The sequence below is a fragment of the Anaerovorax odorimutans DSM 5092 genome (assembly GCF_000426305.1).
Taxonomy (GTDB): Bacteria; Bacillota; Clostridia; order Peptostreptococcales; family Anaerovoracaceae; genus Anaerovorax; species Anaerovorax odorimutans.
The window spans coordinates 21,505-36,349 of record NZ_AUFC01000027.1; the positions used below are offsets into that span (position 1 = coordinate 21,505).

General features: G+C 31.3%; 16 protein-coding genes. 13 read left to right on the top strand and 3 right to left on the bottom strand.

Going from position 1 to position 14,845, the window contains the following annotated elements; all coding sequences use genetic code 11:
• The first annotated feature begins 23 nt into the window (after positions 1-23).
• Positions 24-962, top strand: a complete 939-nt coding sequence (whiA, locus tag K292_RS0110215; protein WP_027399762.1) for a DNA-binding protein WhiA — start codon at positions 24-26, stop codon at positions 960-962.
• 50 nt (positions 963-1,012) lie between these two features.
• On the opposite strand, the gene K292_RS0110220 is transcribed toward whiA, so the two are convergent.
• A complete protein-coding gene (locus K292_RS0110220) occupies positions 1,013-1,717 on the bottom strand; it encodes a hypothetical protein (RefSeq protein WP_051280636.1) in 705 nt (234 codons plus the stop codon).
• A 74-nt stretch (positions 1,718-1,791) separates the two neighbouring features.
• Here K292_RS0110220 and K292_RS18650 point away from each other — a divergent pair, with 74 nt between their 5' ends.
• The 7 genes from K292_RS18650 (at position 1,792) to K292_RS0110250 (ending at position 6,412) form a co-directional block, all read left to right on the top strand.
• Positions 1,792-1,932, top strand: a complete 141-nt coding sequence (locus K292_RS18650) for a hypothetical protein (protein ID WP_156900519.1) — start codon at positions 1,792-1,794, stop codon at positions 1,930-1,932.
• A 476-nt stretch (positions 1,933-2,408) separates the two neighbouring features.
• Positions 2,409-2,765: a DUF2975 domain-containing protein gene (locus K292_RS0110225; protein WP_245570854.1), complete on the top strand. Its 357-nt coding sequence runs from the start codon at positions 2,409-2,411 to the stop codon at positions 2,763-2,765.
• Between the two features lie 13 nt (positions 2,766-2,778).
• Positions 2,779-2,988, top strand: a complete 210-nt coding sequence (locus K292_RS0110230; protein WP_027399765.1) for a helix-turn-helix domain-containing protein — start codon at positions 2,779-2,781, stop codon at positions 2,986-2,988.
• A gap of 12 nt (positions 2,989-3,000) precedes the next feature.
• A complete protein-coding gene (locus tag K292_RS16770) occupies positions 3,001-4,617 on the top strand; it encodes a DUF4153 domain-containing protein (RefSeq protein ID WP_051280638.1) in 1,617 nt (538 codons plus the stop codon).
• Positions 4,618-4,667: 50 nt separating this feature from the next.
• Entirely contained in the window at positions 4,668-5,093 is a 426-nt protein-coding gene (locus K292_RS0110240; RefSeq protein ID WP_027399766.1) for an acyl-CoA thioesterase, read from the top strand.
• A 30-nt stretch (positions 5,094-5,123) separates the two neighbouring features.
• The gene (locus tag K292_RS0110245) at positions 5,124-5,648 is read left to right on the top strand and encodes an FmdE family protein (RefSeq protein WP_027399767.1); all 525 of its coding nucleotides are present in this window, start codon (positions 5,124-5,126) and stop codon (positions 5,646-5,648) included.
• 167 nt (positions 5,649-5,815) lie between these two features.
• The gene (locus K292_RS0110250) at positions 5,816-6,412 is read left to right on the top strand and encodes a GDSL-type esterase/lipase family protein (RefSeq protein ID WP_027399768.1); all 597 of its coding nucleotides are present in this window, start codon (positions 5,816-5,818) and stop codon (positions 6,410-6,412) included.
• Positions 6,413-6,695: 283 nt separating this feature from the next.
• On the opposite strand, the gene K292_RS17905 is transcribed toward K292_RS0110250, so the two are convergent.
• Positions 6,696-7,850, bottom strand: coding sequence for a hypothetical protein (locus tag K292_RS17905; protein WP_051280640.1), 1,155 nt, complete (start codon positions 7,848-7,850; stop codon positions 6,696-6,698).
• Positions 7,851-8,195: 345 nt separating this feature from the next.
• On the opposite strand from K292_RS17905, the gene K292_RS0110260 reads away from it, so the two are divergent.
• On the top strand, positions 8,196-10,157 hold the full coding sequence (locus tag K292_RS0110260; protein ID WP_027399769.1) for a methyl-accepting chemotaxis protein: 1,962 nt from the start codon (positions 8,196-8,198) through the stop codon (positions 10,155-10,157).
• Between the two features lie 221 nt (positions 10,158-10,378).
• Here K292_RS0110260 and K292_RS0110265 read toward each other — a convergent pair whose 3' ends face one another.
• A complete protein-coding gene (locus K292_RS0110265) occupies positions 10,379-11,110 on the bottom strand; it encodes an ATP-binding protein (protein ID WP_027399770.1) in 732 nt (243 codons plus the stop codon).
• Positions 11,111-11,275: 165 nt separating this feature from the next.
• Between K292_RS0110265 and K292_RS0110270 the strand changes: the two genes are divergently transcribed.
• The 4 genes from K292_RS0110270 (at position 11,276) to rlmD (ending at position 14,792) form a co-directional block, all read left to right on the top strand.
• Positions 11,276-11,935: a Crp/Fnr family transcriptional regulator gene (locus tag K292_RS0110270; protein WP_245570855.1), complete on the top strand. Its 660-nt coding sequence runs from the start codon at positions 11,276-11,278 to the stop codon at positions 11,933-11,935.
• 9 nt (positions 11,936-11,944) lie between these two features.
• Positions 11,945-12,310 (top strand): ATP-binding cassette domain-containing protein, encoded by a 366-nt coding sequence (locus K292_RS19115; protein ID WP_051280641.1) that lies wholly within the window; start codon positions 11,945-11,947, stop codon positions 12,308-12,310.
• A gap of 74 nt (positions 12,311-12,384) precedes the next feature.
• Entirely contained in the window at positions 12,385-13,257 is an 873-nt protein-coding gene (locus K292_RS16785; protein ID WP_051280643.1) for a polysaccharide deacetylase family protein, read from the top strand.
• A gap of 74 nt (positions 13,258-13,331) precedes the next feature.
• Positions 13,332-14,792, top strand: a complete 1,461-nt coding sequence (rlmD, locus tag K292_RS0110285) for a 23S rRNA (uracil(1939)-C(5))-methyltransferase RlmD (protein ID WP_027399772.1) — start codon at positions 13,332-13,334, stop codon at positions 14,790-14,792.
• Positions 14,793-14,845 lie beyond the last annotated feature (53 nt).

The following is a 14,845-nucleotide window of genomic DNA, read 5'->3' on the forward strand; positions in this document are numbered from 1 at the left end:
TTTAAAGGTAGAAGGATAAAAAAATGTCGTTTTCAGCTAATACAAAAAATGAACTGGCTCGAGTTGAGCCTGAAAAGAAATGTTGTAAACTTGCAGAAATTGCAGGTTTTATTCGTATGTGCGGTACTATAAAGCTTACAGGCAAGGGTAATTTAAAATTATCTATCGTAACAGAAAATGCGGCTGTAGCCAGGCTATTTAAAAAGCTTATTAAAGATTATTTTGATGCAAAAACTCATCTTTTGATAGTACAGACAGCAATTTTAAAAAAGGGTCATTTATACGAGCTTACCATAGATGAAGATATGAATGCGGAGCAAATACTCAGGGAAATCGGGGTACTTTTAGTTAGAGAAGGATGTAATTATATAAGTGACGGAATTTTTCAAGATATAATCAAAACGAAATGTTGTAAGAGGGCATATTTGCGAGGTGTATTTTTAGGAGCAGGAACATTAAGCAATCCGGAAAAAGCATATCATGTGGAATTTGTATGTAATAGTGAAACATTGGCAAATGATGTAAAAAAATTAGTAAACAGTTTTGGTCTCAGATCTAAAATTGTAATAAGAAAAAAAAGTTATATTGTATATATTAAAGAGGCAGAACAAATTATTGATCTGCTGAATATTTTAGGTGCTCATGGTCAGCTTTTGAGTTTTGAAAATACTAGAATTGTTAAGGAGATGAGAAATAAGACAAACCGAATAATCAATTGTGAAAGTGCAAATATGGACAAGACTATAAATGCAGCAGTTAGGCAAATTAATAATATAAAGAAAATAGAAGAAATAAGAGGAATGAAATCTCTTCCGGATAAGCTTTATGAAGCAGCGATTCTCAGGATTGAAAACCCTGAAGCCTCTCTTATGGAGTTGGCAGAAATGATGAATCCTCCCATAGGAAAATCGGGCATTAATCATAGATTTAAAAAAATAGAAGAAATTGCCAGTAAGTTATAGAAGCGTTTTCAATTTATATCTTTTACTAGTTTTTTATGGGAAAGATTAATTTAATCATTTTCAAAAAAATCATCATTCTTACCTGCATTTGTTGTATTTACACCAAACATTGAAACATATTCGTTGCCATCGATGAAATATCTTATTTCTACAAGAGCAGATTCTACAAATAACTTTTCGTCTTGTGTGTAGTAACGCTGGATTTCATAAGAATAGGTTTTGTTTGTATCTTCCGTAAGCTGTCCTTGGTTGATTTTGTTTTCCTGTTCTTTGGATATTTGAAGGCTCATAGAAGGAAATGCAGTGATTTTAATCTTGGGAGCAAAATCAGGAGTAACTTCTTTTTGATCTTTTTGAAAAGAAAAGTATAAGATTCCTTTATCATCTTTTAGATATAGTGCAGGGATATCACCTTCTATATTTCCGCTTACTGTTTCTTTTATTTTATTGAGCTTTGCGGAATCAAATTGATCAAATTCTTCTGCTGTGTAGGTCCTTACAATTGCTTTTCGATTTGCATTGTCTTGTATAGGAACCATCATGGTAATGTTTGTTGTAGACTTATTTCTTTCGTTATTCGGTGTAGGAGAAAAAGAATCCATAATTAATTTTACGCCAATGATAAGAACAGCAGCTAAAATTAGAAAACAAATTATTATTGTCATGAGGACAATTTTTTTCCTTTTTGTCTTTATTATTTTAACATCATCCTTTTCTCTGATTGTCTCTTCCTTATTAAAACTGTTTTTATTCATAACATAAATCCCCTTTCAAAATCCTCTTTCACTTAAAAGATTTTTTCCCCTTTAATCATAGGAACCATTAAAACATGCCACAAGTTATCCAAGATGTTTCAATGATTTCCACCTTACAGCAACGCTGTTACAATCATAGAAACCATTATATCATGTTTCCACATTCTGCATACAGCTTTGCATACAGCTTTATGACCGCAGACATGATTCAATAATTTCTACATTACAGCAACGCTGTTACAATCATAGGAATCATTAAAACATGCCACAAGTATCCAAGATGTTTCAATGGTTCCCACCTTACAGCAACGCTGTTACAATCATAGGGATCATTATAACATGAATTACTTTTTATTACCAGATTTGCAGTTTCTTTTCAGAAGTATGGGTTGGTAAATTTTTAGTATAGACTAATGATAATCATCTTCCTGAAAGGGGACAAATAATAAGTATAATATAAATATGATTATTGCTTAACAATATGTATTTATTGAAAAACAATAAAAATATATTGACAATCAACTATAATATGATATTATAAAGATATAAAGCTTTATATTACATAAATTAAAATTATCTGAAAGGAATATGAATTATGTGGAGTTCTCTTAAATCGGTTAAATTGTCATGTGTTTGTACAAAATTGGTCATGTTATTAGTTGTATGCTTAGGGGTGTCACTTCCATCATTAATGGATCGGTATGTAAATTTAATAGGGTGGAATATTGATGCTCCCAATGTTACAAGATTTATGATAATTCTTTACGCTTGCTGTATTCCCGCATTGACAGCATTGGTAAGTCTCGATCGGTTACTTGCAAATATAAAAAGAGAAGATGTTTTCATACAAAAAAATGTTTTATATCTTAGGATTATATCTTGGTGCTGCTTTTCTGTGGCATTTATCCTTCTCTTCGCAGGATATTATTATTTACTGTTCATTGTAGTAGCAATTGTTACTGCATTTATAGGATTAATTCTAAGAGTTGTAAAGAATGTTATTGAACAAGCAGTTATAATGAAAATCGAAAATGATTTTACAATATAGAGGAGGAGTGATTATGGCGATTGTAGTAAATCTCGATGTTATTATGGCAAAGAGAAAAATGTCTGCAGGAGATTTGGCAGAGAAAATTGGCATCACACCGGCAAACCTGTCTATATTGAAAAATAATAAGGCTAAAGCTATAAGGTTTTCAACATTAGAACAAATTTGTAAAGCTCTTGATTGTCAGCCTGGGGATATTTTAGAGTATATCAATGAAGAATAAAGGGGAATAAAAATGAGAGATGATTTATCAGGGGAAAGGGACGGAGTTGTATTCGGAACTATTAATGAAAGTAATGATATAAAAAATATTACAATTAAAAAGTTACCGCCAGCGGTATTTCAATTAAAAGATGTAATCTTTGCATTTTCAATGCTTGTATGTGGATTCTTGTATTGGGAATTAATCCATTTTGTCACATTAAGTTTAGGTGTTACTGTTTTTGCTTTTCTTATTTGTTTAATTACGTGGATTTATATGAGAGCAAATGGGATTAGGCAAAACAGGCGGAGTTTAGCTTGTTTAGGACTTACTATTATATCGGCTTTAAACTTCACATTATATGATGGACCAACCCTCAAGACTTTAAACTTTTTGTTTCTATCAGGGTGCTTTATTTATTGGATTTGCCTATCAACAGATAGATATTTGGAGAAAAGATTATCTGTTTATTTAATAGGAGATGCAATCAGCCAAACTTTAATTGTACCCCTCTCAAATTTTGGCAATTGCTTTATTGCTGTAAAAAAAGGAATTGTTAAGAATAAGCATGGAAATGGTTTTTTAGCAGGGGTACTTGGGATTATAATCTTTTTACCTATTTTAATAATAATAATTGGTCTTTTGACTTCTGCTGATGTGGTTTTTGAAAGTTTTATGTCAAAAATTCAAGAACTTGTTTCAGACAAAATGGGTGAATATCTTCTTCAATTTATATTTGGTATTCCTGTAGCGTGCTATTTATATGGTCTTATATACGGGGATGTAAAGGGGAGAAATACAAGTAAAATTACAACTGAATCTTTGGATCATAGTGCAAAAAGTGTTCAAATTGCACCAAAAATTACGGTTTATTCTGCTATAACAGCATTGAATTTAATATACCTTATGTTTTTTATATCTCAATCAGCATATTTATTTTCTGCTTTCCATGATATGATTCCGCAGACAATGACTTATGCAGAATATGCAAGAAGAGGTTTTTTTCAATTATGTACAGTTTCAGGTATTAATTTATTAATAATAACTGTGGCATATCTTTTAATAAAAAGAAACAAAGAAGTTCCTTTTATGCTGAGAGCCCATATAATTTTAGTGTCTGTTTTTACAATGCTTTTTATATGTACAGCAGTAAGCAAAATGATACTATATATAAAGTATTATGGATTAACTCAGCTACGAATTTATACTACATGGTTTATGGTATTATTGTTTATTATCTTTTTTATCGTTTTAATAAGACAAATAAAAGTTTTTAATGCTTCTAAAGCTGTTATTGTTAGTTTTATAATTTGTTTTATGGCTCTTTGCTATGGTAATGTAGATGGACAAATTGCCAAATATAACATACAAAGATATGAAGAAGGTACCTTAAAAATGATGGATGAATCAGCAGTAAATAAATTGTATGATGGAGCGGTTCCATATCTTTATAAGATATATAAAAATGAAGAAGATGAAAATATAAAAGCTATGATTTATTCTAGCCTTACAGGTGATTATGGATATTATACAGAAGAAGATCCTTATGAAGTATCATATAAAGATTATAATCTGCAAAAATCACGTGCGGACAATATAAGAGCTGAAATGATGTCTAATCCACCTAAAAATATAGAAGAATCCAGATAGATGTGTTAAAATAGTATATATAAATGATATAAAAAAGTCGGGAGAGTAAAATGAAAAAATATGAAACAGAAGTCAGAGTAATTTATGCTGATACCGATGCCATGGGAATTGTATATCATACAAATTACATTAAGTGGTTTGAGGTTGGAAGAACTGAGTATCTCAGACAGATTGGATTTCCTTATTCTATATTGGAAAAAGAAGGAGTATGGCTGCCTTTGGCAGGTGTAGTTTGCAATTATAAATTGCCGGCAGTATATGATGATATACTTACTATAAATACTTGGGTCAAGGAATTGAAAGCAGCTACGGTAACAATGGCATATGAAATTTTACGAAAAGAAACAGGAGAGATTCTTGTTACAGGATTTACAAAACATGCTATTACAGATGAAAAATTAAAACCAATAAGATTAAAAAATAAAAATCAAGAGCTTCATAAAAGAATAATGGAAGATCTTAACGATAATAAGTAATTTTACATAAACAAATAGGAGAATTAAAATATGAATAACAAAGAAATTTTTAACAAATGTTCCGAATTTCACGGACATAAGTGTCCTGGCTTAGCAATTGGCGTAAGAGCATCCATTGAAGCTAAACGAATATTAGGAATTGGTTTTTCTGAAGATGAAGAGGTGGTTTGTGTTACAGAGAATGATGCTTGCGGAGTAGATGGTATTCAAGTTGTACTAGGATGCAGTGCAGGTAAAGGAAATTTAATTTTTAGAATAAGAGGAAAGCAGGCATTTTCGTTTTTTAATAGAAAGACAGGGCAAAGTGTTAGACTGATTTTAAAAGAACTTCCTAAAACAGAAAGCAGGGAAGAGAAACAAAACTATATATTAGAAGCACCATTTGATGACGTATTTACTCAAATGAAGCCGAACTATGAGCTGCCAGAGAAAGCTAGACTTTTTCAGTCTGTAGATTGCGAAATTTGCGGAGAAAGCACAGCGGAACCTTATGTTAGATTAGATAATGGTAAAAAAGTATGTTTAGATTGCTTTAAAGAATATCATAGAGTCTAAAAGAATATATGAAAATAAAGCTTATAGCTTGACTAACTTGACTAAAATTAAGTTTAATTAAAACTTCAGAACGGTTGACCATAATTGAAATATTGTAGAATATAAACTGGTTCATAAGTGCAAAAAGGAAAGGAGAGTCTTGATGTATTGAGTAAATACATCTTACAATGAAAATGCATGATAAATTAAAAATTGTATTTATTGGAAACAGCATTGTAAACGGTTTTCCTTATAGTAGAAATCAAAGCTTTGTAGATCTATATAGTACCTTATCCGGACATTATGTAATAAATAAAGGTATCAATGGTGATACCGCTCGAGGCGTTAGAAGAAGATTTAATCAAGATGTCTTGTTATATAAACCGGACTTGGCAGTAATTATGACAGGAACAAATGATTTTATATACAAAGAATCCTTTGTTGATGAATGTATGGGGATTATAATAGATTTAGTTGAGACGGCAAAAAAAGAGAATATAGAAGTAATATTACTTACTCCATTATCAGTGGATATTGAAATGGCTAAATTAAAATGGATGGTAGGAAGTGATGTGGATTATGAGCTTGTTCAGGAACAGATAATTGAATTAAAAAAATTAATGATCAATTATGGAATAGATAATAATATTAAAGTAATTGATACAAATTATGAATTTTCCCAATATGCAGCACTGAAAGGTAAACATTATACTTATTACGATGGTATTCACCCGACGAAAGAGGGTTATAAATTTTTAGCAGAAATCATACATAAATATATTTAAATTAACTGTGAATAAAAGTACTTTAAAAGACTTGATATGATATTTAATTTTATCATATCAAGTCTTTTCTATACATTTTTAAATAGTCTAAAATTATTTTCTTCACTCATGCTGCTATCTGACCGTAAATCAAGATCAGAATACCATAAACCAATATAAAGATTTTTCCCTACAATATAGTAAAGATATGATATATAAAATATCGGCATATAAACTAAAAAGTTATTTGCATAATAAAGCAGATTGGATATAAAAATTTATAAATTTATTTGTTGTGTTGAATCTAGACTGAAACATCAATCTGCTGTACTGTTTCAGCTGCTCCTGTACTTTCTTTTAAATAAAGACCGGTTTGGCGGATTTGTCCATTTGTTTGTCTGGTTTCTTGTGATTTCAAAGTAAAGTCCGTCTTTGTACTTCCAAGATAAATGGCTCCTATATCAGCAGTTTTTAGATTAATAAGCTTGTCTGTACCGTCATCTGCTTTAATCCAAACTTTTAGTTTATTATATATTTCGTCATTTTCATCAATCCAGCCATTTTTATCTGAATCATAAGCAGAAAGTTCACTAAAACCATCCCCGGTTTTAGTTCCAAACAATTCGCTCCCGTTGTTTATTTTACCGTCATTATTTTTATCTAGAGCTAAATAGCCACTCCCTTTATTTAAATATGAAATATTATCTTCGTTTCCATCATTATCTATATCAAAACAGAATTTTTGGTCACTGAGGCTAGCGGGATTGCTGTTTAAATTAATTACAAGAGGATCAGTCATAATAACTTGTTCAGACCATTTTACATTGGTATATTCCATAAAACTTCTAGTCATTTCTAAATCAATTCCGAAATTTAATTCACGTCCATCTTGGGTTTTTGCAATCCCAACAGATGTGAAAGTTGTACTTTCTGTTTCAGAAAAAAAGCGAGTTGCATTAACATTCCTTACCCAAGTTCCTGAGGAAGGCAGAGACTGTGCATTTCCAAAATTGATGGACATAGATTGCAATGAATATTGAGATTTTTGGCTTATACTGCTGTAAAAAGAATTATTATCATGTGGACCTTTACAAAGCATTTCCAGCATCATTCTTAACAATGAGATCTTGTGATCTTGCAAGTCCGTAATAGAAAACGGATTATTATTTGCGTTATTGGCTAACAATTGATAGTTTGGTTTTGTTACACCATTAGCACTTTCCTCAGCAGATTCTGAATCAGTTATTGTAGATCCAATCTGTGTTTTTTGATTGTCATCTTCTAAAAGCTTTTTTGCACCATTAATAAATTTTGATAATTCTTCTTCAGATTCTAATTTATCTTTCTTATCTTCCGGTTTTGCTTTCCACTGTGTATTTTCTGAATTAATTCTAGTAAATTCCACAGAATCATAGTTTCGAGTTGAGTTCATAGTAATTGAGCTTGATTCGATTTTCATTTTTATTCCCCCTTTTATATATATCTATATATTACGTCGTTATAAATTGGAAAAATATAATAGTTTTATACTTATATTTTTTAAAAAGATTATTTAAGGGTAATAAAATATAGGAATAGAATATTTTTATTTGTTAATTAACAATTATGTTTTGTTGAATAGTTATTGATGTTATTATTTATAAAGTTTAATTCAAATGAACTGTACCGCAGCATTATTATTAATTGGCTACTTATAATGATATCTTGATGTTAAATAAATATGATAAATGTTTGTTTGCTTTAAGAGAAATTAAAGGAGGTGTTAGACGCAAAAAAACAATCAAACTATTTTGGAGGATAAAAAATGAAAATAAGTAATAAAATTTTATTGTTTACAACTATTGTAATAATTATATCTATTGCTGCTGTTGCTAGTCTTCTTTTAAAAGAAAATGCAAAATATAACGAGCAAGTAGGCTATGAACGTATTAATTCCGCAATAGATGATTTAAGTAGTGGGATAACTGATATGCTTGATGATTCCATGAAAAATGCAGTATCTATTTCTAAAAATTATAAAGTTGTGGAAGCTATGGAAAAGGGAAGTTTTGATGATCTAAAAAAAGCTTTGGATGACTTGAATGAAATTATAAATATGGATACCATAAGCATTACTGACACATCTGGAAATATTATTATAAGGCAGCATCAGCCTGATAAACGAGGAGATAATATCCTTAGCCAAACAAATGTACAAAAGGCGTTAGAAGGCGAAATATATACAACTTTGGAACCAGGGGCTTTGGTAAAGCTTTCATGTAGGACAGGAGCGCCTATCTATGATACTGGCGGAAATATTATTGGGACAGTTGTTACAGGTCATACTTTTGAAGACAGCGATCTTCTTGATGAACTAAAATCACTTCATAATGTAGAACTTACGGTTTTTTCAGGAAGTGAAAAAATTGCAAGTACAGTTATGCAGGATGAAAGTGAAGATTCTGATAATACAGATACAGAAATTGCAAGCAAAGTCATGGAAGATGGTCAGCCATATACAGGAACTGCTAAAATACTAGGGGTTCCGTATTTTACAACATATAAGCCATTGACTGATCAGGATGGAAAAATTGTAGGTGTCATATTTGCTGGATTATCTAAGCAGGATGCGCAGCAATTTACAAAAACTTCTATTATACATACTCTGATAATGGCTGCTATTATAATTATTTTATGTGTGTTAATATTGTTTCATTTTGTGGATCGAAATATTAAAAGACCAATGTATAAGCTGACGGAAGTTTCAAAAATGTTATCAGAAGGGAATTTAAATGTTGATATTAGCAGTAAAACGAAAACGAAAAAAGACGAGATTGCACTACTTACCCAATCTATGGGAGAGATGATATCTCAACTTCAAAGCTATATTTTCGATATTACTAATGTACTTACTGAAATGGCTAAAAAGAACTTTACCGTGAAAAGCACAGTGGAATATATGGGTGACTTTAAACCTATTCATAAAGCCTTAATTGATATTTCTTCTGCGTTATGTATCAGTTTCAGTAATATTCGTGCCACTGCTACGCAGTTTAACAATACATCACAACAAATTGCAACCTCTGCACAGATGTTGGCTTCTGGCGCGGCAGAACAGGCAGGAGAGATTTCGGAGATGTCTGCTTCTGTGAATGATATTTCAGAAGAGATTAACAAAAATGCTGAAAAAGTACGTTTGGCAGTAGAAAACGTAAATAATACTGCTGCAGATGCCACTGCAGGAAATGAGCAGATGAAGCATATGCTTTCGGCCATGAATGATATAAAAATAACATCTGATCAAATTGGTGAAATTATTAAGACTATAGACAGTATAGCATTTCAGACGAATATTCTGGCTCTCAATGCAGCTGTGGAAGCGGCAAGAGCAGGAAATGCAGGTAAAGGCTTTGCAGTGGTGGCAGAAGAGGTGAGAAACCTTTCACAGAAATCAGCTGAAGCAGCTAAGCAATCGTCAGATTTAATTAACAGTTCCATATCCGCAGTGAATAAAGGTTATGAAATAGCGGACAATACTGCTGATATGATCCAAAATGTAACTGTAAAGGTAGATGTAGTAAAAAGTACTCTTCTTGAAATTGAAAAGGCATTTTTATCACAAACGGAGCAAATGAATCATATTGATCTAGGGCTGGAGCAAATAAAGTCTGTTGTTAATGCAAATTCTGCGACTTCTGAAGAAAATGCAGCGGCAAGTGAAGAATTTTCCAGTCAAGCAATTCTTCTTGCAGAAGAAATTCAGCAGTTTAAAACAGAAAGAGAGTAGAAATGGTTTAAGTAGTAAGCTAATATATGGGCAAAGTATTATTTCCTTATAATACAAATTTAAAAGGTATAAGTTATTCTTTTTGGTATACTTGTATATTCGAAATTAATTAAAAAAAGCCTATTCTCGGTTTGTTATAATTTAATATGGTTTTGTAATTAAAAAGGTAGCAATTGATATATATTATATAAATTGCTACCTTTTTTAGGGTGGAAATTAAGTTATTCAAGTATTCTACCATCATTTGATATGGTTACAATCTGCCATGGAATCATTTTTTCGCTTGCTTTTAATGCATTTATTGCAGCATTAGCAAGACCACTGCAACAAGGTACTTCCATTCTGACTATAGTAACACTTTTAATATTATTATTTTTTAGTATTTCCGTTAACTTTTCAGAATAATCACCTTCATCTAATTTAGGACAGCCTATTATAGTAATTTTGTTTTTCATAAACTCCTTATGAAAATTACCATAAGCATATGCACTGCAATCTGCAGCAATCAATAAGTTTGCATTATCAAAGTAAGGAGCATTTACAGGAACCAATTTTATTTGAACAGGCCACTGTTGTAATTCTGAAGGCTGTGAAGTTATATTTTCAGCAGCTTGCATATTAGCTTGAGAGGATGAACATTTATCTTCGGTTCTCTTTAACATTTTTGAATGAGTTCCCGGACATCCGCATGCTAATGTTTCTGGTTGAACTTTATTCTTCATCATGTTGGTTTTTACCGCTTCTTCATTATAAGGAAGAGCTTCTCTTTCTACAAAGGTAATTGCACCTGTAGGGCATGCCGGCAGGCAGTCCCCAAGACCATCACAATAATCGTCTCTTAAAAGCTCTGCTTTACCGTTAACCATTCCTATAGCACCTTCATGACATGCTTCTGCGCATATACCACATCCATTACATTTTTCTTTATCAATGTGAATTATTTTTCTTTTCATTTCTTTTTCCTCCTAATTTTTTTAAAAATTAATATTTTATTTGAATTTTTATATTTAAGTTAAATAAACTGATTTGTTGCTTTTGTGATTTTAGTATAGTACAATGTCAGAAGAATTATTGTTGCATTTGCAACAAAATTAAAAAAATTTTATATGAGGATATCTATGAAAAAAAATATACAAATATTAATGAAAACAGAGTTATTTTCAGGCATTAAGGAAAATGATCTTGAAAATATGTTACAATGTTTAGGGGCAACTGAAAAGAAATATGATAAAAATGAGATTATTGTTAATGCAGGGACAATATTATCTTCTGTAGGTATTTTAATATCAGGTAATGTTCAGATTACAAGGGAGGATTTAGAAGGCAACAGGGCTATCTTATCTGAAGTTTCAGTAGGTGATTTGTTTGGTGAAGCATATGTTGCTGCTAGACAAAGGGAGTTGCCTATAACTGTGGTGGCAGTTTCAGATTGCAGTGTAGTTTGGATTCCATTTAGAAAAATCATCGTTCAATGCGCTTGTGTTTGCACTTTTCATACAGTTCTAATAGCTAATATGTTAAGGGTTATTGCAGAAAAAAATATTTTGATGAATGAAAAAATGAGATTATTATCATGCAAGACCACAAGAGAAAAATTATATACTTATTTGGTAGATTATTCTGAGCAAGCAGGAAGCAAGAAATTTGTAATTCCGTTTAACAGAGGGGAACTGGCAGACTTTCTTAGTGTTGACAGAAGTGCTATGTCAAGAGAGTTAGGAAAATTAAAGGAAGAAGGATTGATTAATTTTAACAGGAATGAATTTGAGCTAATATAAGGATAAAATATGTTTGAGATAAATAATTTAAAATTTAAAAACATTTTAGACATAAAACAACTTACTATAGATAAGCAGGTAACTTGCGTAGTAGGTCCTTCAGGAAGTGGTAAAAGCACTCTTTTAAAACTTTTAAATGGGTTAATTTTACCTGATGAGGCAAATATAAAATATAATGGAATTGATATTATAAACATGAATGGTATAGAACTTAGAAGACGTGTTGTAATGCTTAGTCAAACTCCTATTATATATGATGGTATAATTGAAGATAATCTTCAGATTGGTCTTGAATTTTTATCAAATAGGAATTATGCTTGCAATTTTAGGATGTACAACTATTACTGTAGTACTTTTTGTTACTTTAGGATATAAAACATTCTTTAGCAAAGATGGAAGATTAATAGAAGAATACTAATTTAGAATTAAATATTATAAGGAATGAAGTTATGAGCAGAATTAAAAAAATACAACAATTATTTTTAATTACAGCTATTTGTATTGGCTGTATTTTATTATCGTTTTTTATTGGCGCAAAGTCATATGCTGAGACGGATTTGATTCCAGAAGAAAATACTAAAATTCCAATTTTAATGTATCATCATTTAGTGGAATCTGGAGAAGCCAGCGGTGTTACCATAACAGAAAAAAGATTTAGAGAGCATATGAAATATTTAAATGAAAATGGATTTACTGCATTATTACCTATAGATTTACTGTTAATCAAAAATAATGAAATGGATATGCCCAAAAACCCTGTTATGATAACATTTGATGATGGCTATGAATCCAACTATAAAATTGCATATCCAATTTTGAAAGACAATAATATGAAAGCAACTATTTTTGTTATTGTAAAAAATATGAATAAAAAGGTTAATGGTCATGTACCAAAGTTAACGTGGGATCAGATGGAAGAGATGTATAAAAGTGGGTATATTGATATTCAAAGCCATACTTATAATTTACATAATTCTGATTCTGATGGTGAACATGTGAATTTAGCTTCCAATGGTATTCAAAGAGGTTTGGTAGAAAGCTGTGCCCAATACCAATTCAGACTTGAAGAAGATGCAGCACTTAGTATAAAGTATATTGAGAAAAATGTTGGGAATAAGGTTTTTTGTTTAGCATATCCTTATGGGGCTTTTGATCCATGGTGTATGGAAGCTTTAGAAAGGCAGGGAATTATATTTGGATTTATGGTAGAAAATGAAATGGCAGATTTGAATGATAATTTATATTGTTTAAAACGTTTTAATATTGGAATGAGCAGTGACTTATCTAAAATATTAATTGTAAATGAAGATATGTATTATTAATATATTAAGGTTTATTGTATAAGCTATATTTAAGAGGAATATTATATGAAAAATAACTAAGAAAGGCTTGAAATATGGAAAAAGGACAAGTTTACGAAATAAAAATAGAAGACATGAGTACAGAGGGGCAGGGCATAGGCAGAGTTGATGGAATGGCAGTTTTTGCAGCCGGAGCAATAATTGGAGATACAGCTTTAGTAAAGCTTACTAAAGTGAAAAAGAAATATGCGTTCGGTCGTGTTCTAGAAATAAAAGAACCGTCTCATCTTAGAATTACGCCTTCTTGCAAATATGCAAAACAGTGTGGAGGTTGTGCCCTACAAGATATGAAATATGAGGGTCAATTGGAGTTTAAACGTAAGATGGTTTTTGATAGGCTGACAAGGTTGGGAGGAATTGAAAACCCAAAAGTAAATGAGACTATAGGAATGGAGTCTCCCTATAGATACAGAAATAAAGCACAGATGCCCATAAGTTGTGGAGGAATTATAACAAGAAAAGGCGGTATTCTTGAAAATTTAGGTGAGTGTACCATTGGATTTTATAAGTTCAAATCTCATGAAGTTGTAGACTGCGATGAATGTTTAATTCAATCTGAACCTGTGGAAAAATTGGCGCAAGCTGTACGTCAATATATGAAAGAAGATAATATTACCGCTTGGGATCCTAATTGGGAAAAAGGGCTTATGCGCCATTTAGTTGTGAAAACAGCTCATAATACCGGTGAGGTGATGGCTATTTTGGTTATTAACGGTAAAGGTATTCCAAATGGAGAAAAATTAATAGGAATGATGGATGATGCTGTTAATGAAATCCCCACAAGGGAAGATGGAATTGAATATTCTTTGGAAAGTATTGTAATCAATGTTAATAAAAAGAAGACTTCGGAAATAATGGGCGATCATTGTATAACCTTGGCAGGTAAACCGACAATTTTGGAAAGAGTAGGAGAAATGAGTTTTGAAATTTCCCCTATGTCTTTTTATCAAGTAAATCCTGAGCAGATGGTGAAACTATATGATAAAGTATTAGATTATGCAGAACTAACTGGGAAAGAGACTGTTCTTGATCTTTATTGCGGAGTAGGTACTATTGGTTTATATTGTGCATCTAAAGCAAATAAAGTGATTGGAATAGAGTCTGTTAAAGGGGCAGTAATTGATGCAAACAGAAATGCCGTTATAAATGGTGTAGTTAATGCTGAGTTTATCTGTGGCAAGGTTGAAGAAGAATTACCAAAACTTTTAGAAGTTAAAGATAATGCAGATGAAGATTTTAATGTTAAGCCAATAAAACCTGATGTGGTCATTTTAGATCCTCCAAGATCAGGATGCTATCCAGATTTGCTTGAGATTGTAGCAGACGCAGAACCAGAACGAATAGTTTATGTTTCATGCGATCCTGCGACATTGGCAAGAGACGTTAAAATACTTAGAGAAAAAGGATACGGATTTGTAGAAGCCACACCAGTAGATATGTTTCCTTGGACGATGCATATAGAAACAGTATGCTTATTAACGTTGAAAAATCAATAATGTTTAATAAATAAATATTAAAAAAATTGGAGTTTGTACACCTCGCGTACACA